We start from the raw sequence: 19,244 nt of genomic DNA on the forward strand, positions 1-19,244 counted from the left end.
CGCCCCGAACCCAGGAGAGCCCCCGTGAACAGTGCGCGCAGCGCAGCACACCTGCCCCTCGACGGCTACGAGGTCTGGTTCCTCACCGGCAGCCAGCACCTCTACGGGCCCGAGACCCTCGCCCAGGTCGCCGAGCAGTCCCGCCGGATCGCCGAGACCCTCAACGCCTCCCCCGACGTGCCGGTGCGGCTCGTCTGGAAGCCCGTCCTGACCGACTCCGACGCGATCCGGCGCACCGCCCTCGAGGCGAACGCCGCGGACCACGTCATCGGCGTGACCGCGTGGATGCACACCTTCTCCCCGGCGAAGATGTGGATCCAGGGACTCGACGCGCTGCGCAAGCCCCTGCTGCACCTGCACACGCAGGCCAACATCGAGCTGCCGTGGTCGGAGATCGATTTCGACTTCATGAACCTGAACCAGGCCGCCCACGGCGACCGCGAGTTCGGCTACATCCAGACGCGCCTCGGCGTGCCGCGGAAGACCGTCGTCGGGCACGTCTCCACCCCCGAGGTGGCCCGGCAGATCGGCACGTGGCAGCGCGCCGCGGCCGGCTGGGCCGCCGTCCGGACCCTCAGGCTGACCCGCTTCGGCGACAACATGCGCAACGTCGCCGTCACCGAGGGGGACAAGACCGAGGCCGAGCTCCGCCTCGGCGTCTCGGTGAACACGTGGTCCGTCAACGAGCTCGCCGAGGCGGTGCACTCCGCCTCCGAGGCCGACGTCGACGCCCTCGTCGCGGAGTACCAGGACGTCTACGACGTGGTCCCCGAGCTGCGCAAGGACGGCGACCGGCACGAGTCCCTGCGCTACGGCGCGCGGATCGAGCTCGGCCTGCGCTCCTTCCTCGAGGGCAATGGCTCCGCCGCCTTCACGACCTCCTTCGAGGACCTCGGCGAGCTCCGCCAGCTCCCCGGCCTGGCCGTGCAGCGGCTCATGGCCGACGGTTACGGCTTCGGCGCCGAGGGAGACTGGAAGACGGCGATCCTCGTCCGCGCCGCGAAGGTCATGGGCGCGGGCCTGCCCGGCGGCGCCTCGCTCATGGAGGACTACACGTACCACCTCGTCCCCGGCCAGGAGAAGATCCTCGGCGCGCACATGCTCGAGGTCTGCCCCTCGCTGACGACGGCGAAGCCCCGCCTCGAGATCCACCCGCTCGGCATCGGCGGCAAGGAGGACCCGGTCCGCCTCGTGTTCGACGCCGACCCGGGCCCGGGCGTCGTCGTCGCCCTCTCCGACATGCGCGACCGCTTCCGCCTCGTCGCGAACGCCGTCGACGTCGTCGACCTCGACGAGCCGCTGCCGAACCTGCCGGTGGCCCGCGCGCTCTGGAAGCCGCAGCCGGACTTCGCCACGTCCGCCGCGGCATGGCTCACCGCCGGCGCCGCCCACCACACCGTGCTGAGCACTGCCGTCGGCCCCGAGGCCTTCGAGGACTTCGCCGAGATGGCCCAGACCGAGCTGCTGCTCATCGACGCGTCCACGACGCTGTCCCAGTTCAGGAAGGAGATCCGGTGGAACCAGGCGTACTACAGGCTCGCCGGCGGCCTCTGAGCCCCGGATCGGCGCGGATCCGCTCGATGAACGGGGCGCTCGAGTACGAGATCGCGGCCGGCGACTACACCGCCGTCGTCACCGCCCGGGGCGCCGCACTCCGGACGCTGGCCCACAGGGGCCGCGACCTCGTGGTCCCCTTCGCGGCGGGCGGCCCGATCCCGGACTACCGGGGCGTCATCGCCGCGCCGTGGCCGAACCGGATCGCCGACGGCGCGTACACGTTCGACGGCGCCGAGCACAGGCTGCCCGTCAACGAGCCCGAGCGGGGGTGTGCCCTGCACGGCCTCGCCTTCGACCGGAACTGGGCGCTGGTCGACGCCGACGCCCGCTCGGTCGTGCTGGCCCTGGACCTCGCGCCCACGCCGGGATATCCCTTTGCCCTCCGGCTCGAGGCCGGCTACCGGCTCGGCGAGGACGGGCTGGACTGGGAGGTCCGCGCGGTCAACATGGGCCGGAGCCCCGCGCCGTACGGCGTCTGCCCGCACCCTTATCTGGTGGCCGGCGAATCGCCGCTGGACGAGTGGGAGCTGTGGCTCCCGGCCGACACCTTCCTCGAGGTCACCCCGGACCGGCTGCTGCCCGTCGCGACCCGGTCCGTCGACCGGCATGCGTTCGACTTCCGCGCGCGGCGCAGGATCGGCACCACGGAGATCGACCACGCCTTCACCGATCTCGGCTTCGATGCCGCCGGAAGGGCCCGGCTCGAGCTCTGGGACCCGGCCGGCACCGGCGTCGCCATGGAATGGGACGCGTCCTGCCCGTGGCTCCAGCTGCACACCGCGGACAAGCAGCCACCGCTTCCGAACCGCCTCGGCCTCGCGGTAGAGCCCATGACCTGCCCGCCGGACGCCTTCAACAGTGGCACTGACTTGGTCCGGCTGCCGCCCGGAGGCGATCACCGCGCCCGCTGGCGTATCTTGGGCCTGAGCAGATGAGGCATTCCGGAGCGGGTGGAGAGAGGGCCAGATGTCGCTCGAACCGGCCGTGAAGCGGGCCCCCGTCATGAAGGACGTCGCCAAGTTGGCGGGGGTCTCCTACCAGACGGTCTCCCGCGTGCTCAACGGGCATCCGAACGTGAGCGCAAGCGCCCGTGAGCGGGTCGAGGCGGCCATAGCCGCGCTCGGCTACCGGCGCAACCCCGTCGCGCGCAGCCTCGTCACCCGCCGCTCCCAGACCGTCGGCGTCCTGGCGTCCGAGCTCGGGCAGTACGGGCCCTCGCACACGCTGCTGGGCCTCGAGCAGGCCGCGCGCGACGCCGGGTACTTCGTCAGCATCGCCAGTCTGCGCGAGGTGACGACGCCGGCCGTGCAGGACATCCTGGGGCGCTTCGCGGATCAGGCCGTGGACGGGATCATCGTCATCGGGCCCCACCCGGGGCTGCTCGAGGCGCTGGATGCCATCGAGCATTCCTTCCCGGTCGTCGCGGCGACCTCCGACCCGGATCGGCCGGCGGGAGCCGGCGTGGACCAGCGGCTCGGCGCCCGCCTCGCCGTCCGGCACCTCGTGGAACTCGGGCACACGCGCATCGGGCACCTCTCCGGGCCCTCGGACTGGTACGACGCCGCCGAGCGCGTCGAGGGGTGGCGTGAGGCCATGGCCGAGGCCGGGCTCGCCGCCGAGGTCCTCATCGAGGGGGACTGGACCGCGAGGCGCGGCTACGAGGTGGGCCTCGAGATCGCCGCGTCCCGCCCGGCGACGGCCATGTTCGTCGCCAATGACCAGATGGCCCTCGGCCTGCTCCGCGGGGTCCAGGAGTCGGGGCTCGCCGTCCCCCGGGACCTGAGCATCGTCGGCTACGACGACCAGCCCGAGGCCGCCTACTTCTTCCCGCCGCTCACGACGGTCCGGCAGGACTTCGAGGCCCTCGGCCGGCGCTGCATCGAGGCGCTGCTCGCGGCCTTCGACGAGGACCACGCCCCCGCGCGGAGCGTCGAGCCGCAGCTCGTCGTGCGGTCGACGACGGCGGCCCCTCCCCAGGTCGTCGCGCGCTAGGCGTCCCCGGGCGCGAGCCATTGTGCAGCCCGGCGGCACACCCTACGATGCTTCCCGGGAGAGGGACTGGTCTCGCCCGATCCTGCCTGAGGGGCGTCCCATGTACCCGCAGCTCGCGAAGCGGGCACCCGCGTGCGCCCTGCACGTGGAGCAGATGCTCGAGCAGCACCGGCAGGTCGCGCGGCGGCTCGAGGCCATCGAACGGCTCCGGCTGCGCTGGATGGAGACGGCGGACGCCGACGTCCGCGACGAGGTCGCCGAGCGCTACGAGGAGCTGTCCGCCGTCCTCAAGGTGCACCTCCGCCGTGAGGTCACCGAGGTGATGCCCGCCGTCGACCGGGTGATGACCGCGAAGGGGCTGTCCAAGGCAGCGCAGCACGGGACCGGCAGCTTCGACAAGCGGCTCATGATCGCCTACCTCGGGATGGTGCTGGCCACGAATCCGCCCGGCGAGCGCGAGGAGCTCTTCAAGGAGATCCCCGCGCCGGTCCGCCTGGCCTACCGCCTCGTGGGGCGCAGGATGTGCCGGAAGCAGTACGCGACGCTCTTCCCGGGGCGCGCCATCCCCGAGACGCTGTAGCCACTGGTCCATGGCCCCGCGGACTCAGACCCGCGAGGGCCGCGCCTTTTACGGCCCCGCAACAAGCCCGCCGCTGCGACGAAACGACGGCGCCCGAGACTGGCTTGAGCCCCCGCGATCCACTGGGGGCCCAGGACAGGAGGTCGGGCATGGCCACGTCGTTCACCACGGGCGCGGGGCCGGCCCTCGCTCCCGCCGTCCCCCCGGCCAGGCTGCGGTCCGCCCTGCACACGGCGCGGGATGGGGCGGCGCACGTCAGCGCCGCGCACGACGGCGCCGGGCTCAGTCCCGAGCTCCTCGCCGAGCTGCGAGTCCTGGCCCGCCAGCCTGGGCTCCTCGTCGCCTGCAACTACGGCGGCACGCTCACGGCGGTCGACGGGCAGACGACTGAGACGCTCCCGCTCGACGCCGCCGCCGTCGCCCTGCGTGCCCTCGCCTCGCTCCCGGAGACCCATGCGGCGGTCGTGTCCGGCCGCTCCCTGCGGGACCTCGCCGCCGTCTCGCGGCTCCCCGCCGAGGTCCACCTCGTGGGCTCGCACGGCCACGAGTTCGACCTTGGCTTCGCCTACGGGGTCCCGCTCGCACTCGAGGCGCGCCTGGCGTCCGCCGCGTCGGCGCTCTCCGAGGCCGCAGGCGCGCTCGGCGGCGTCGCGATCGAGCGCAAGCCCGCCGCCGTCTCCCTGCACCTGCGCGAGGCCGATCCGCCGTCGGCCGCGCGCGCCGTCGAGCTCGCGCACTCAGTGGCCGCAGCCCACGGGCTCGAGCCGCTCGAGGACGGGGCCGTGCTCGACCTCCTGGGGCTCCCGCCCGCCAAGGACGCGGCCCTCGCGCGGCTGCGAGGCCAGCTCGGCGCGACGGCCGTGCTGTTCGCGGGCGACGCCGAGAGCGACGCGCGGGCCATCGGCTCGCTCGGCCGCGGCGACCTCGGGCTCTTCGTCGGCAGCAGGCCCGGGGGAGCGGGGGCCGCCCACCGGCTCGAGGACCCGGCGGCGTTCGCGCACGTCCTCGCGACCCTGTTCGAGCTGCGCCGCGCCTGGCTCTTCGGCGAGGAGGCCGTGGGCCTCGAACGGCACACGATGCTCGGCGACGGCTCCTCGACCGCGCTCCTGACCCCGGACGGGACGCTGTGCTGGATGACCCACCCGCTGCCGGACTCGGGCTCGCTCTTCGCCCACCTGCTCGGCGGCGAGCCGGCGGGGCACTTCACCGTGGGGCCGGCAGCCGAGTCCCGGCTCCTGGGCCAGCGCTACGTGGACGGGACCATGGTCGTCGAGACCCGCTGGGCGGACCTCACGGCCACGGACTACCTCGAGCCCTCGCCCGAGGGGATCACGCAGCTCGTGCGCGTCCTGGCCGGGCCCGGGCGGGCGAGGATCGTGTTCGCGCCCCGGCCCGACTACGCGGGTGCGCCGTTCGGGATCGAGGCCCGCGGAGAGTTCCTGCACGTCGTCGGCACGTCCGAGCCCGTCGTCCTGCACGCCCCCGGCCTGCGCTTCGCCGTCGCGAGCGACGGCCGGCACGCGACGGCCACGGCGGAGTCGGACCTCTCGGGCGGCCCGCTCGTCCTCACGCTGCGCTGCGGCGACCCCGACCCCGCCGAGCCGGACCCGGCCCACGAGCCCCTGCGCCGCGCCGCCGTCATGCGGGCCGCCCGCGAGTGGGTCGGCTCGCTCGAGCTGCCGGCCGTCAAGCCCTCGCTCGTGGCCCGCTCGGCGCTGACCCTCCGGCACCTCGTGCACGAGCCCACCGGCGCCGTCCTCGCCGCCCCGACGACCTCGCTGCCCGAGGGCATCGGCGGCACGCGCAACTGGGACTACCGGTACTGCTGGCTCCGCGACGCCTCGCTCACGGTGCGGGCCCTCGTGGACCTCGGCTCGACCGCCGAGGCGGACGGCTTCCTCGCCTGGCTCGGCGGAATCCTCGCCGCGGCGGCGGGACCCGAGTGGCTGCATCCGCTCTACTCCCTCACGGGCGCGCCGCTGGCCACCGAGGCCACGGTCGAGCACCTGCCCGGCTACGCGGGCTCCCGGCCCGTCCGGGTCGGCAACGCCGCGGACCACCAGGTCCAGCTCGACGTCTTCGGGCCCGTCGCCGAGCTCATCGACGCGCTCTCGGAGCGCACCGGCGAGCTGCCCGAGTCCCACTGGGACCTCCTGTGCCAGCTGGCGGCGGCCGTCGAGGCCCGCTGGCACGAGCCGGACCACGGCATCTGGGAGGCCCGCATGGCCCCGCGGCACCACGTCTACTCCAAGGTCCAGTGCTGGGCCACGCTCGACCGCGCCCTCGCCGTCGCCCGCCGCCACGGGCGCGAGCCGGGCCGGGGCTGGGAGCCGCTCGCCGCCGCCGTGCGCGAGGAGGTGCTGCGGCGCGGATGGCACGAGGGCTCGGCGTCCTACACGGTCGCGTACGGAAGCCCCGACCTCGACGCCGCCGTGCTGCACGTGGGCCTGTCCGGGATGCTCGATCCGCTCGACCCGCGCTTCCTCGCGACGGTCGCCGCCGTCGAGCGCGAGCTGCGGGTGGGGCCGACGGTGTTCCGGTACACGTACGACGACGGCCTGCCGGGCCTCGAGGGCGGCTTCCACCTGTGCACGTCCTGGCTCATCGAGGCGTACCTCGCGGTGGGGCGGCGGGAGGACGCCGAGGAGCTCTTCGCGCGGCTCGCGGCGCTCATGGGCCCGACGGGCCTCCTGCCCGAGGAGTACGACCCGGCCACCGAGACGCACCTGGGCAACCACCCGCAGGCGTACTCGCACTTGGGCTTCATCCGCTGCGCCCGGCTGCTCGACGAGGCCCGGCCCGCGGACGGCGGCGGTGCGACGCGCGACGGCGGGGGGCCGGCGGCGGCCTGACGCGCTTGGGGGCGGTCCGCGAGGGCGACCGCCGGCGGGTTGGCATCGGAAGCTGCAGTCCGTGGGCAGGCCGCCCGCAACCGCTGTGAACCTAACTCCCTCGGCCTCCTGTTCCGGTGCCGCCGGTTCCATCGGCCGTGCCCGTCCCGCCGGTTCCTGCGCCCGTGCCCCTCCCGCCCGTGCCTGCGCCCGTGCCCGTCCCGCCGGTGCCTGCGCCGGTGCCGGTTCCGCCGGTTCCTGCGCCGGTTCCGCTGCCTCCGGTGCCTGCGCCCGTGCTGCTGCCGCCGGTGCCTGCCCCGGTTCCTGTGCCGCCGGTTCCTGCGCCCGTGCTGCTGCCGCCGGTGCCTGCCCCGGTTCCTGTGCCGCCGGTGCCTGCGCCGGTTCCTGTGCCGCCGGTGCCTGCGCCGGTTCCGCTGCCGCCGGTTCCTGCGCCGGTTCCTGTGCCGCCGGTGCCTGCGCCGGTTCCGCTGCCGCCGGTGCCTGCGCCGGTTCCGCTGCCGCCGGTTCCTGCGCCGGTTCCTGTGCCGCCGGTGCCTGCGCCGGTTCCGCTGCCGCCGGTTCCTGCCCCGGTCCCGCTGCCGCCGGTGCCTGCGCCGGTCCCGCTGCCGCCGGTGCCTGCCCCGGTCCCGCTGCCGCCGGTGCCTGCGCCCGTTCCCGTCCCGCCGGTGCCTGCGCCCGTGCCGCCGCCGGTGCCTGCCCCGGTGCCGGTGGCCCCTCCTGCGGCCTTGCTGTCCATGATGGAGAATAACTCCGCCCGACAGACTTTGATGCTCGATGGCGGAGAGGATCCCTCGTCTATCGCGGCACTGCTCGGACCTGATGCGCCCCTCGGTGGCGCCGCCCGCGCCTCAGTCAGCGAAGACCGTCTGCGGCGGCGATGGATGGACGTGCTGGACGATCTCCGCCGCGACGTCCCGGAGCTTGACGTTCCGGTTGTTCGACGCCCGCTTCAGGGCGTCGAAGGCCTCCTTGGTGGAGCACTGGCTGCGCGCCATGATCACCCCGATGGCCATGTCGATCACCGTCCGGTTGAGCATGGCCTTCGCGCGGTTCTCGGCGCGTTCCCGCTCGGCGGCGTAGCGCACGGCGAGGTGCAGGGCCCACGAGGTCTCGTTGCGGAGCCTGCCGATGGCCGCGAGGAGCTCGCGGCGCCCCGCAGGGCGAGTCGGGACCTCGCCGACCACGGCGACTGCCCCGCGGGCATCCCTCCCCGCGGGGGCCGGGACCACGAGGAGGCCGTGGCCATCCTGGGCGCCCCAGTCCTCGGGGGCGGGGTGCGCATGGGACGACGCCGGGCCGCCGAAGACGGCCCCGAGGTGAGGGTCCTTGCGTGTGAGCCGCTCCTGCAGCGAGGCCTCGAACGCCTCGTTGCTCGCGGCCGTAAGCGTCGGCTGGTTCCTGCGCTGCAGGACGATCCCGCACTGGTACCTCCCGAGGGGCGCGAGGCGGACATGGGTCCGGTGGGCGAGCGCCGCCATGAGCGGGGGGAGGTCTGACGTGGCCAGCAGGAGGTGAATCAGCTCGTGCGCGGCCGGATGGTGCGCTGGCCGGGCGGCCATGTGTCGCTCCTTCGGGCGGGGCCCCGGCATGCGCCGACGCCTCGGATGGACCGTGCCCGATTCTTGAGCGGTGGAGACCCCGCGTCACGGGGTGCTGCGGTTCATCTTGGCCTGCGGCGCGGGACGGGTCAAATCGATGGCCTGGAAGACACCGCCGCCTGGCCCCGGAGCGCGATCACCCGACGAACAGCTGTGACCCAGCATCGTTGAGAGGTGACCCCACATCGTTGGGAGGTGACCCCGCATTGTGATGTCTCGGGAGATCGGTGACAGTTCTGCCTCAGGACATCGGTGATCCGCGCCAACGACGCCGGCGACGGGGCCTCCATCCCGAGGGCACGCATCCGGTCGTGGACGCTGATCGGGCCGTGGTCCAGGCACGAGCGCTCGAGCGCGGCCCGCACCGCGACCGCCTGCCGCCGCACGTCATCCATGATCTTCGTCGGGCTGCTCCTCGGCCGCCGGGAGCGCGGCTCCAACACGGCCGCCGGCCCCTCCGCAGCGGCGCGCCTGCGGATCTCGTAGAACGTCTTGCGCGAGAGCGAGTGCTCGGCGCAGAACGTCGTCACCGACCCGCGCGGCGCATCCGGCGGCCACTGCGTGATCGCAAGACGGACACGGGGATCAACAGGCTCGTTATGCTCACCCAGCAATCTGAGCCGCAGAAGTGTCACCACCAAGAACCCCAGAAGCGTCACCGATGTCCTGAGGCAGAACTGTCACCGATGTCCTGCGACATAACAGAGGTGACCCCGCGTAGAGAGGTGACCCCGGTTTCAGGCGTCCGCTCGGACCCGCCCCGTGCTGGCCCGCACGACGAGGCTGGGCTTCACGTCGACGTCGTGCTCCGGCTCCCGGCCCTCGAGGAGCGCCCACAGCCGGACCCAGGCCTGCTCGCCGAGGTGCGTCTGCGGGACCGAGGCCGTCGTGAGGGCGGGGGAGGTGTAGCGGGCGAACGGGATGTCGTCGAAGCCGGTCACGGAGAGCCGCCCGGGCACATCGACGCCCTCCTCGTGCAGCGCCCCGAGGAGGCCCATGGCCACGAGGTCGTTGAAGCACACGGCCGCGGTCGCGCCCGAGGCGAGGACGGCCTGCGCGGCGGCGTGCCCGTCCTCGAACATGGCCCCGCAGGGGATCTCGATGACCTCCGCCCCCTCGACGGGGTGCAGGGGACGGCTGAGCCCCTCGCGCCGGGCCTTGTCGCCGTGGCTGGCCGCAGGGCCGGCGACGTAGGCGATCCGCCGGTGCCCGAGATCCTGGAGGTGGTCGACGATGCTGCGGATCCCCGAGGCGTAGTCCACGGAGAGGACGGGGATGCCGGGGACGGCGGAGGCCCTGTTGACGAGGACCGCCGGGGCGAGTTCGGGCAGGAGCGCCTCGAGCTGCTCGGCGTCCATGCGCGGGGCGACGAGCACGAGCGCGTCGCAGCGGCGGCGCGCCTCGCGGGCGAGGATGACCTCCTCGGCGGGGTTCTCGACCGAGTCGGCGACGAGAACGCGGTAGCCGTCCCGCGCCGCGGCGCGCGAGAGCCCACGCAGGGTCTCCTGGAACATGGGGTTCGCGAGATCCGGCACGACGATTGCGACCGTCTGCGTCCGGCCGATCGCGAGGCTCCGGGCCACGGTGTTGGGGGAGTAGTTGAGCTTCGCCGCGGCCGCCCGGACGCGCTCGCCGATGGCCGGATCGACGCTCGCGAGCCCGTTCATGACCCGGGAGACCGTCGCGCGGGAGACCCCGGCCTCCGCCGCGACGTGGGCGATCGTCACGCGCCCCGCGGCGCGGGTGCTCATGCGGGCCATGGGTCCTCCGTGGTTGTGCTGCGCGCAGCGGTCGTACCCGCGCGCGGCGTCGTGCTGCGCACAGCATAGCAACCGGTTACGCATGCCCGGAGGGCCCACGCGCCCGGGGCCTTGACCCCTGAAATTGTGGGCTGAGCAACGCCGACGTGGGCTGCCCTGAACCGCTGGAGGAAGGTCATGGACCACCCCGACGCGTGGCTGCACCTGCCCGCGGGGTGGGCGGACGACGGCCTCGCCCTCCAACGCCGCATCGCAACACGCCGTTCTGAGCCCGGTGTGACGGCGTGTTGCGATGCGGCGTTTGCCTTGCGGGCCAGGGCCGGGCTATCGTCCGACGCATGATCAAGCGTTGGTATGCGTATTTTGCGTTGGCTCTGGAGGGCCAAGCGTAGTTTCACGCGTACCGACTCCAGAGCCAACAGGGCAGGGACCTTCCGGTCCTTGCCCTTTGCCATTCCAGCGGCAGGCTCTGGTCCCTCGAGGGCCTGTCACAGCAAGGACAGGAACCCGATGAATCCCCAGGCCCCCAGCACGCCGGCCCCCGCGACCTCCGCGACGGGCAACCTCCGCGTCGCCGAGTTCACCGCCCTCCCCACCCCGGGCGAGCTCCTCGCCGAGCTTCCCCTCACCGCCGCGGCCGGGCAGACGGTCACGCGCGGCCGCGGCGAGGTCCGCGCCGTCATGGACGGCCTTGACGACCGCCTCCTCGTCATCGTCGGCCCGTGCTCGATCCACGACCCCGAGGCGGGCCTCGACTACGCCCGCCGGCTCGCCGCCGTCGCCCGCGGCCTGCGCGAGGACGTGCTCGTCGTCATGCGCACCTACTTCGAGAAGCCGCGCACCACGGTGGGGTGGAAGGGCCTCATCAACGACCCGCACCTCGACGGCAGCCACGACATCGCGGGCGGACTGCGCGCGGCGCGCGAGTTCCTCCTCGGCGTCCTCGGCCTCGGCCTGCCCACCGCGACCGAATTCCTCGAGCCGATCAGCCCGCAGTACACCGCGGACGCGATCGCGTGGGGCGCCATCGGGGCCCGCACCTCGGAGAGCCAGATCCACCGCCAGCTCGTCTCGGGCCTGTCCATGCCCGTGGGCTTCAAGAACGGCACCGACGGCGGGCTCCAGGTCGCGCTCGACGCATGCGGGGCCGCCGCCGCGCCGCAGGCCTTCCTCGGGATCGACGGCGACGGCCGCGCCGCCCTCGTCGCGACTGCCGGCAACCCGGACACGCACCTGATCCTGCGCGGCGGTTCGGACGGGCCGAACTACGGCGCGGAGCACGTCGCCGCGGCGTCCGCCAAGCTCGCGGGCGCGGGCCTCAACCCGCGGCTCATCGTGGACGCGAGCCACGCCAACTCGGGCAAGGACCACCACCGGCAGGCCGAGGTCGCGCTCGAGATCGGGGCGCAGTTGGCGGCCGGAGGGGACGCCGCCGAGGCCGTGGCCGGCGTCATGCTCGAGAGCTTCCTCGTGGGCGGGGCCCAGCCGCTCGACGTCGCGGACCACGCTGCGGGGCGTACGCAGCTCGTCCACGGGCAGAGCGTGACCGACAAGTGCATGGACTGGGACGTCACGGAGGAGGTCTTGAGGCAGCTCGCGGGGGCCGTCCACGCCAGGCGCGTTCACAAGAACCACTCCAGCCACTAGAGTTCTTTGTATGACTGCGATGGGTGACTTCTCTTCCTCGCGCTTCCTCACTGTGGCCGAGGTGGCGGAGGTGATGCGCGTCTCGAAGATGACCGTGTACCGCCTCGTTCACGCGGGGGAGATGCCGGCCGTGCGCTTCGGGCGCTCCTACCGGGTCCCTGAGGCAGCCGTCGAGCAGTACCTGCGCAGCTCCGTCGTCGAGGGCCGGAGCGAGACCGCCTGACGCGTACGGTATTGTTGGTCAGGAACGTTTTACGTCACGTCACCAGCAGTTGGTTGAAAGCCGCCCTGAGCGCGCGCCCGGCCAGCGGCCCGGGACATCAACTGTAAGGAACTTTCTGTGGGTTCGGTTATCAAGAAGCGCCGCAAGCGCATGGCCAAGAAGAAGCACCGGAAGCTGCTTCGCAAGACTCGTCACCAGCGCCGCAACAAGAAGTAGGCGCCGCCTCGACGAGGCAGGTGACGCGAGGCCCGTCCCTCTCCCGAGGGGCGGGCCTCGCCGCATTAACGCCGGACCGCCGAGGTGGGGGTCTGGGTCGCCGACGTGGGGGCTTGGAACGCCGAGGTGGGGCCTGGGTCGCCGAGATCGGCCGACGGACGACGGCGATTCCCTCCCGTGGTGCGGGTGCTCGCCGTCGTCGATTCACACCTGAGACCCATTTTCAGCGTCCGGGGCCCCGATCCCGGCGTCTCTGGACCCCCACGTCGGCGTCTCTGGACCCCATTTCGCGGTCACAGGCCCCCATCTCGGCGCGTGGCGCCTAGCGGCGGATGCGCGCGAAGCCCTTCCAGAGGCCGTACGCCACCCCGCCCACGGTCGCGAGCTTGAGCCCCAGGGTCGCGGCCCGCCGCCCCGAGCGGAAGTCGTAGACCGGCCAGTTGTGTGTGCGCGCATGCGCGCGCAGCCGCACGTCAGGGTTGATCGCCACGGGATGCCCCACCAGCGACAGCAGCGGGATGTCGTTGTGCGAGTCCGAGTATGCCCAGCAGTTCCGCAGATCGAGCCTCTCGCGCTGAGCGAGCTCGGCGACGGCCGCCGCCTTGGCGGGCCCGTGCAGCATTTCCCCGACGATCCGGCCGGTGTAGGCGCCTTCCTCGATCTCGCCGACGGTCCCGAGCGCGCCTGTGAGCCCGAGACGGTCCGAGATGACCGAGGCGATCTCGATCGGCGTCGCGGTCACGAGCCACACCCGGCGGCCCACGCGCAGGTGCTGCTCGGCGAGCGCCTTGGTGCCGGGCCAGATGCGCGACTCGAGGAACTCGTCGTACACCTCGTTGCCGAGGGTGCGCACGTCGTCGGTCAGGAGGCCGGTCGCGAGCGTGAGCGCCGCAGCCTGGATCGCGTGCACGTCGCTGAGGTTCTCCCCGCGCAGGATGAACGCCGCGTGCTTCCACGCGAAGCCGGCCGCGTCCCGCAGGCTGAACGCCCCGCGGGCGTACATCGTGCGGGCGACGTGGAACAGGCTCGCGCCCTTCATGAGCGTGTTGTCGACGTCGAAGAAGGCCGCCTCAGCGGGCCGCTCGGGCCGTGCCGGGCGTTCGCGGGCCAGGGCCTTCTTCTCGTCAGGCATGCCACGAGTCTAGCGACGACGGCGGCCAAGGCCCGGCGCCCCGCCCCGGCGCCCGAGGGCGGCGCGCTACCGTAAGGGGGTGCACACGCCCGAGATCGTCCTCGTCACCAAGAACCAGTGCCACCTGTGCGCGGCGGCGCGCGACGTCGTCGCCCGCGTGGCCGCTGAGGCCGGGCTCGGGTGGTCAGAGCGGAGCATCGACGACGATGCCGAGCTGCACCGCCGCTTCGCCGAGGAGGTCCCGGTGGTGCTCGTCGACGGCGTCCAGCGCGACTTCTGGACCATCAACGAGGCCCGCCTCCGCCGGGTCGTCGCCGCTGCCCGCGAGCGCTGAAGGCCCCCGCCGGGCTTTTGCACCCGCTGCGGCCCGGTCCTAGAGTGAATCAGGCCGCGGGGGCGGCACAGGCCGAGGGAGGACTCACGTGACGGGACAGGGGAGGACGCCGGGGGAGCCCCCAGCTGCGCCTGCCGGGAAGGGCCTCCCGCCCGCCGTCGTGGCCCGCCTCACCGTGTACCTGCGCGCGCTCAACGGCTTCATCGCCGACGGCGTGGAGCGCGTCTCCTCGGACGCCCTCGCCGAGGCGTCGGGCGTGAGCTCGGCAACGCTGCGCAAGGACCTGTCCCAGCTCGGCTCCTACGGCACGCGCGGTGTCGGGTACGAGGTCGAGAACCTCCAGCAGCACCTCTCCGTCGCGCTCGGCCTCACGCGCGACTGGCGCGTCGCCATTGTCGGCGCCGGAAACCTCGGCCGGGCGCTCGCCCGGTACGGCGGGTTCGGCACGCGCGGCTTCGACGTCGTCGCCCTGCTCGACACGGACCCGCAGATCATCGGCAACGAGGTCGGCTGGCTGCGCGTCGCGGACGCGGCCAACCTCGAGGCCATCTTCCGCCGGACCCGCACGAACATGGCCGTCCTCGCGCTCCCCGCCTCGGTGGCGCAGGCGGTCTGCGACCGGGTCGTCGCCGCCGGCGTGCGCAGCATCCTCAGCTTCGCCCCGACCATCCTCCAGGTCCCGGAGGGCGTGACCTTGCGCAAGGTAGACATGGCCACCGAGCTGCAGATCCTCGCCTACCACGCCCAACGCGGGGAGTCTGGCGGGCAGAGCGGCGAGCCCGCCGACACGCACGGCGCGCCGGACGACGACGGGCGGGGCCCGGGCGGGAACGCCGACTGAGCGTCAGCGCATGAAGCTGGCGCCGATGCGCGCGGCCCTGCGGGCCGCGAAGTAGGCGTTGGCCGAGGGTAGCCAGGCGACGACGACCGAGGCGAAGAAGCACGCAGAGGCCGCATAGCTTGGCACGTACATGAGGACGGGACCCGCGAACACCATCCCCAGGGGAATGCCGAAGCCGATGAGCAGCGCGAGGCTGCCGAGGAGCGAGAGCAGCACCAGGGACGCGAAGATTGTCGCGACGATGCGCACCCAGTTCATGCCCGCCCGGATGCCGAGGGCCAGGAGCACGTACATCCCCGTCTGGACCAGGGACGAGATCCACATGCCCGGCACCATGGAGGCGGTGATCTGCTCGATGAGCCCCGGCGGCAGCGGCTGCCCCGACATGGCCGAGGCCTGGATGAAGATCTCGCGCATGTACTCGAGCATCCACTCTAGGACCAGCGGCACGGCGATGAGCGGGAGGACTCCGGTGGCGATCATGAGCCAGAACGACACCGTCACGCTCGCCGGGCGCTGGACTCCGGAGGACGGCATGCCCGGGAACGTGCCGCTCGGCAGCTGGCTCGGCCACGGGCCCTGGTAGGCGTCTGACTGCGCGCCGACGCCGGCGGGATGCTGCTCCGTTCCCTGCGGGTAGGCAGGGCCGTGCGGGTGGGCTCCCGCCTGGGGGTTGTGCTGCGTCATGGTGTCACCGTCCCTGATCTCGTGATGGGTTCACTGTCCGTACGGATTGCCGAGCGTTGGGCCGCGCGGTGCGGAGGGCCCCGGGAAGCCGTCCTGGCCCGCGAGGAACGCCGTGACCGGCGGGCGGAACAGGAGCACGATGGTCGTGATCGCGAGCGCGATCGTGATGAGGGCGAAGATGCTGCCGCCGACGATGGTCCCAAGTGTCAGGCAGAGGAAGATCGTGCCGAGGGTGCGGGCCCAGCGGCGGCCCTTGCGCAGGAACACGGAGCACAGAACGAGCACGGCCGCGTTCACGATGACGCAGGCGAGCACGAACCACAGGGCGGCGGCCGTGACGCTACGGAACTCCTCGAAGGTCACGCCCATCGCAGGTCCGCCCGCCTGCTCGAAGAGGAAGCGGAACTGGTCATCGGGCAGGCTGAGCAGCATGGCGGTGGCGGTGGCGGCGATGACGACCTCCGCCACCGCCGTGAGGATGAGCATGAGCGAGGCTGTCCGGACCGCGCTCTGGGAGGCGGCGTCTGGCGGCATGGAGCCGAACTGGCCGTAGCCGGGCTTCCCGTACTCGGGTGGCTGTTGGCCGTAGCCGCCGAGCGGGGGCTGTTGCCCATACTGCGGCGGCTGCTGGCCGTACTGCGGGGGCTGCTGGCCGAACGGGGGCGGCTGCTGCCCCGGCTGCCCATACTGCGGGGGCTGGCCGTACTGTGGCGGCTGGCCCGGCTGGCCCGGCTGGCCCGGCTGCCCCGGTTGGGGTGGCTGCGGCGCGTACTGCCCGTAGCGCGGTGCCGGGCGGCCGCCGGGCTCCGTGCTACGGGCGCCATTCGTGCCGTTCGTGCCATTCGTCCCGTTCGCGCCCTCGTCGCGACCCGGACCGCTGCCGGAGGGAGGGGAAGAGTCGCCCGCCATCCGCCTCAGGCCTGTCCTGCCACACGCTGGAACCACGCCTGCGAGTTCGGCAGCCACATGAGCACGGTGGCCGCCGCGGCGACGGCGAATCCGACGAAGTTCGCCCCGCCGTCGCCGCCCAGGGCGATGAGGGACAGCAGGAGGGACACGGCCGTGAGGACAGTCAGCGCGAGGCGGGCCCACTGCTTGCCCTCCTTCATCCGCATCGCGAGGATGATCTGCGCCGCTGCGAGGACGATGCCCAGGAGGACGAGCACGAGCTGGAACGCGCCGAATCCGCCGACGGCCGCGATGAGGGCTAGTCCGGCGAGGAATCCGAAGAGGCCGAAGACCACTCCCAAGGCACCGCTCACGAGCCAGATCCAGTACGAGATCTGGATCTCGGTGGGCAGGCCCTGCGTCGTGAAGATGCCCGAGAAGCCGCCCGCGGGCATGACGTCCTGGAAGGATCGCGGCCGGTCGGCGGGCATCTGGAACGGGCTTCCGGGCTGCCCCTCCCCGTACGCGCCCTGCTGGGGCTGCCCGTACGACGGCGGCTGGTTGCCGTAGGGCGGCTGGCCGTACGACGGCGTTTGGCCGCCGGGGGGCGGCTGGTTGCCGTAGGGCGGCTGGGCGTAGGGACTCTGGCCGTAGGGGCTCTGGCCGTAGGGGCTCTGGTACGGGTTCGGCCGGGGCTGTTCCTTGGGGTCCTCGGGCCCGGGCTGCTCTTCAGGGGTGCTCATGCCGCTCACTGTATCCGCGCGGGCACGTGGCGACTAGGGTCGGCGGACGCGTGTGGCCCCGCCCGGCGCGGGCCGGGACGGGGCCATGCCGGCGGGCAACGCCGGAGGGGCGGCGGGAGTCAGGACTGCGGAGCGATGAACGCCAGGTCGAGGGAGATCACGACCTTGTCCGAGACGAGCACGCCCCCGGTCTCGAGGACCGCGTTCCACGTGAGGCCGAAGTCCTTGCGGGAGATCGTGGTCTCGCCGGAGAGGCCGGCGCGCGTGTTGCCGAACGGGTCGAGGGCGGTCCCATTGAACTCGGTCTCGATCGTGACCTGCCGCGTCACGCCCTTGATCGTGAGGTCGCCCGTGACGTCGAAGTCGTCGCCCTTGGCCTCGATCGAGGTGGACGTGAAGGTGATCTCGGGGAACCGCTCGACGTCGAAGAAGTCGGCGCCCTTGACGTGCGCGTCCCGGTTCCCGTCGCCGGAGTCGAAGGACGCCGTCTTGATGACGGCGGTGGCCTGGGTGCCGTCCGCGCCGTGGCCGGCCTCGACAGACCCGGCGGCGTCGGTGAAACGGCCGCGGACCTTGCTGATGCCTGCGTGGCGGACCGTGAAGGCGATGTCGCTGTGCGAGGGGTCGAGGGTCCAGGTGCCGGTGGTGAGCCCGTGGATGATGGTCATGGTGTCCTCCTGTTTCGTTGAAACATCAACTAACTGATGTACCCATGTAAACATGCATATGCATCTATCGCAAGGGAGGGTGATCGACGTCACTCAGGAAACTCCCGGCTCCGCATGCTACTTCTACAGTTTGTAGAAGCACGCGTGCCCCGGGCCGTCGGCGATTTCGCTGCTGCCCGGTACCTTTGAGAAACTGGATGCTATGCCCTCCTCAACCGTCCACCTGCTGCGTCACGGCGAGGTGTACAACCCTGCCGGCGTGCTGTACGGCCGGCTCCCGGACTTCCACCTGTCCGAGCTCGGCCGCCGCATGGCCGTGTGCCTTGCAGAGCACTTCGCGCGGCAGGCGCACGACGGCGCGCGGTTCGCCTACCTCGCGGCGTCGCCGCTCACGCGGGCGCAGGAGACGGCTGCCCCGACCGCCGAGGCGCTCGGCCTCGCCGTCGAGACCGAGCCGCGCATCATCGAGGCGCAGAACCACTTCGAGGGGCTCCGGGTCACGAGGGCCGAGCTCATGAAGCCGCGGCACTGGCGGTATTTCGCGAATCCCCTGCGGCCCTCGTGGGGCGAGGCCTACGAGGCGCAGGCCGCCCGCGTCCTCGAGGCTGCGGCGGACGCGGCGCGCATCGCCGTTGAACGCGGGGGCGACGGCGCGCAGGCCATCCTCGTGGCCCATCAGCTGCCCATCTGGGCCGCCCGGCTCAAGGCCGAGGGCCGCCGCCTCGCGCACGATCCGCGCCGGCGCGAATGCACCCTGACCTCCGTGACGAGCCTCGACATCGACACCTCGACCGGCGCCGTGACAGCGGTGCACTATGCGGAGCCGGCGGCCTGGCTCCTCCCCGGCGCCTCCACGACCCCCGGCGCCTGACGGCGCGAGAGAGCAGAGCATGACCCAGCACGAACCCGCCACCGGAACCACCCGCGGCCTCTCCCGCCGGCGGGTGCTTGCCGCCGCCGGCGCGGCGGCTGCCTCAGGTATCGCCGCACTCCTCTCCGGCTGCGCGGCCGAGGATCCCCTCGCGGCGCAGGCCCGGGCCGGCGACAACAAGAACTACGTCGCCGGGGACGGGTCGGTGACCGAGTACACCGCGGCCCAGCGCAAGGATCCCATCGCGTTCACCGGAACGCTCTACGACGGCACGCGCGTCTCGTCCTCCGATTTCGTCGGAGGGGTCACGGTGCTGAACTTCTGGTTCGCCGCGTGCGCGCCGTGCCGCGTCGAGGCCCCCGAGCTCGAGGCCCTTCACGCCGAGTTCGCGCCTCAGGGCGTCCGATTCTACGGCGTGAACCTCCGGGACGAGCAGGGCACCGCCGGGGCGTTCGAGCAGACCTTCGGGGTCTCCTACCCGAGCTTCAACGACGCAGACGGCCAGGTCCTCCTCGCGGTCGCGGGCATGGTGCCGCCGGGCGCCGTCCCGACGACGCTCGTGCTCGACAAGCAGGGCCGCGTCGCCTCGCGCGTCCTGGGCCAGCTCGAGCGGGGCACCCTCAAGGCCCTCATCTCGTCCGCGGCGGCCGAGTAG

Annotated in this window: 20 protein-coding genes and 1 pseudogene; 12 read left to right on the forward strand and 9 right to left on the reverse strand. The window is 72.7% G+C overall.

The window, feature by feature from the left end; translation table 11 throughout:
* Window positions 1-24: 24 nt before the first annotated feature.
* The 5 genes from araA (at window position 25) to BV907_RS07295 (ending at window position 6,981) form a co-directional block, all read left to right on the forward strand.
* Window positions 25-1,554: an L-arabinose isomerase gene (gene araA / locus BV907_RS07275; protein WP_077489057.1), complete on the forward strand. Its 1,530-nt coding sequence runs from the start codon at window positions 25-27 to the stop codon at window positions 1,552-1,554.
* Between the two features lie 26 nt (window positions 1,555-1,580).
* Window positions 1,581-2,492, forward strand: a complete 912-nt coding sequence (locus BV907_RS07280) for an aldose 1-epimerase family protein (RefSeq protein ID WP_077489058.1) — start codon at window positions 1,581-1,583, stop codon at window positions 2,490-2,492.
* A 31-nt stretch (window positions 2,493-2,523) separates the two neighbouring features.
* Window positions 2,524-3,549, forward strand: coding sequence for a LacI family DNA-binding transcriptional regulator (locus BV907_RS07285; RefSeq protein WP_245827836.1), 1,026 nt, complete (start codon window positions 2,524-2,526; stop codon window positions 3,547-3,549).
* A 100-nt stretch (window positions 3,550-3,649) separates the two neighbouring features.
* Window positions 3,650-4,129 (forward strand): hemerythrin domain-containing protein, encoded by a 480-nt coding sequence (locus BV907_RS07290; RefSeq protein ID WP_245827837.1) that lies wholly within the window; start codon window positions 3,650-3,652, stop codon window positions 4,127-4,129.
* 149 nt (window positions 4,130-4,278) lie between these two features.
* Window positions 4,279-6,981 (forward strand): trehalase-like domain-containing protein, encoded by a 2,703-nt coding sequence (locus tag BV907_RS07295; protein WP_077489059.1) that lies wholly within the window; start codon window positions 4,279-4,281, stop codon window positions 6,979-6,981.
* Between the two features lie 91 nt (window positions 6,982-7,072).
* Here BV907_RS07295 and BV907_RS07300 read toward each other — a convergent pair whose 3' ends face one another.
* The 4 genes and pseudogenes from BV907_RS07300 to BV907_RS07315 form a co-directional block, all read right to left on the reverse strand.
* On the reverse strand, window positions 7,073-7,717 hold the full coding sequence (locus BV907_RS07300; RefSeq protein ID WP_175637402.1) for a hypothetical protein: 645 nt from the start codon (window positions 7,715-7,717) through the stop codon (window positions 7,073-7,075).
* 112 nt (window positions 7,718-7,829) lie between these two features.
* The gene (locus BV907_RS07305) at window positions 7,830-8,540 is read right to left on the reverse strand and encodes an ANTAR domain-containing protein (RefSeq protein ID WP_077489060.1); all 711 of its coding nucleotides are present in this window, start codon (window positions 8,538-8,540) and stop codon (window positions 7,830-7,832) included.
* A gap of 293 nt (window positions 8,541-8,833) precedes the next feature.
* Window positions 8,834-9,190 (reverse strand): annotated as a pseudogene (locus BV907_RS19320) (IS481 family transposase); the annotation flags it as partial.
* 126 nt (window positions 9,191-9,316) lie between these two features.
* A complete protein-coding gene (locus tag BV907_RS07315) occupies window positions 9,317-10,339 on the reverse strand; it encodes a LacI family DNA-binding transcriptional regulator (RefSeq protein WP_077489061.1) in 1,023 nt (340 codons plus the stop codon).
* Between the two features lie 510 nt (window positions 10,340-10,849).
* Here BV907_RS07315 and BV907_RS07320 point away from each other — a divergent pair.
* From BV907_RS07320 to BV907_RS07330, 3 genes are all read left to right on the forward strand, one after another.
* Entirely contained in the window at window positions 10,850-11,986 is a 1,137-nt protein-coding gene (locus BV907_RS07320; protein ID WP_077489062.1) for a 3-deoxy-7-phosphoheptulonate synthase, read from the forward strand.
* Window positions 11,987-11,996: 10 nt separating this feature from the next.
* Entirely contained in the window at window positions 11,997-12,209 is a 213-nt protein-coding gene (locus BV907_RS07325) for a helix-turn-helix domain-containing protein (protein ID WP_077489063.1), read from the forward strand.
* Window positions 12,210-12,326: 117 nt separating this feature from the next.
* Window positions 12,327-12,425, forward strand: coding sequence for a 30S ribosomal protein bS22 (locus BV907_RS07330; RefSeq protein ID WP_003792170.1), 99 nt, complete (start codon window positions 12,327-12,329; stop codon window positions 12,423-12,425).
* A gap of 322 nt (window positions 12,426-12,747) precedes the next feature.
* On the opposite strand, the gene BV907_RS07335 is transcribed toward BV907_RS07330, so the two are convergent.
* Window positions 12,748-13,557, reverse strand: coding sequence for an HAD family hydrolase (locus tag BV907_RS07335; protein WP_077489064.1), 810 nt, complete (start codon window positions 13,555-13,557; stop codon window positions 12,748-12,750).
* A 79-nt stretch (window positions 13,558-13,636) separates the two neighbouring features.
* Between BV907_RS07335 and BV907_RS07340 the strand changes: the two genes are divergently transcribed.
* A complete protein-coding gene (locus BV907_RS07340) occupies window positions 13,637-13,891 on the forward strand; it encodes a glutaredoxin family protein (protein WP_077489065.1) in 255 nt (84 codons plus the stop codon).
* Window positions 13,892-13,979: 88 nt separating this feature from the next.
* Window positions 13,980-14,732 (forward strand): redox-sensing transcriptional repressor Rex, encoded by a 753-nt coding sequence (locus BV907_RS07345; RefSeq protein WP_077489066.1) that lies wholly within the window; start codon window positions 13,980-13,982, stop codon window positions 14,730-14,732.
* A gap of 3 nt (window positions 14,733-14,735) precedes the next feature.
* Here BV907_RS07345 and BV907_RS07350 read toward each other — a convergent pair whose 3' ends face one another.
* The 4 genes from BV907_RS07350 to BV907_RS07365 all read right to left on the reverse strand — a co-directional run bounded on the left by BV907_RS07350 (window position 14,736) and on the right by BV907_RS07365 (window position 17,718).
* Window positions 14,736-15,419, reverse strand: a complete 684-nt coding sequence (locus BV907_RS07350; RefSeq protein ID WP_077489067.1) for a hypothetical protein — start codon at window positions 15,417-15,419, stop codon at window positions 14,736-14,738.
* Between the two features lie 30 nt (window positions 15,420-15,449).
* Window positions 15,450-16,328 (reverse strand): hypothetical protein, encoded by an 879-nt coding sequence (locus tag BV907_RS19100; RefSeq protein ID WP_077489068.1) that lies wholly within the window; start codon window positions 16,326-16,328, stop codon window positions 15,450-15,452.
* Window positions 16,329-16,333: 5 nt separating this feature from the next.
* Window positions 16,334-17,050, reverse strand: coding sequence for a hypothetical protein (locus tag BV907_RS18795; protein WP_175637404.1), 717 nt, complete (start codon window positions 17,048-17,050; stop codon window positions 16,334-16,336).
* Window positions 17,051-17,169: 119 nt separating this feature from the next.
* Entirely contained in the window at window positions 17,170-17,718 is a 549-nt protein-coding gene (locus BV907_RS07365; RefSeq protein ID WP_077489069.1) for a YceI family protein, read from the reverse strand.
* A 202-nt stretch (window positions 17,719-17,920) separates the two neighbouring features.
* On the opposite strand from BV907_RS07365, the gene BV907_RS07370 reads away from it, so the two are divergent.
* Together BV907_RS07370 and BV907_RS07375 are read left to right on the forward strand one after the other, a co-directional pair.
* Complete coding sequence (locus tag BV907_RS07370) at window positions 17,921-18,589, forward strand: histidine phosphatase family protein (protein WP_077489070.1); 669 nt, start codon at window positions 17,921-17,923, stop codon at window positions 18,587-18,589.
* A gap of 19 nt (window positions 18,590-18,608) precedes the next feature.
* A complete protein-coding gene (locus BV907_RS07375; RefSeq protein ID WP_175637405.1) occupies window positions 18,609-19,244 on the forward strand; it encodes a TlpA family protein disulfide reductase in 636 nt (211 codons plus the stop codon).

This window comes from Sinomonas mesophila (assembly GCF_001999765.1).
GTDB classification, from domain to species: domain Bacteria; phylum Actinomycetota; class Actinomycetes; order Actinomycetales; family Micrococcaceae; genus Sinomonas; species Sinomonas mesophila.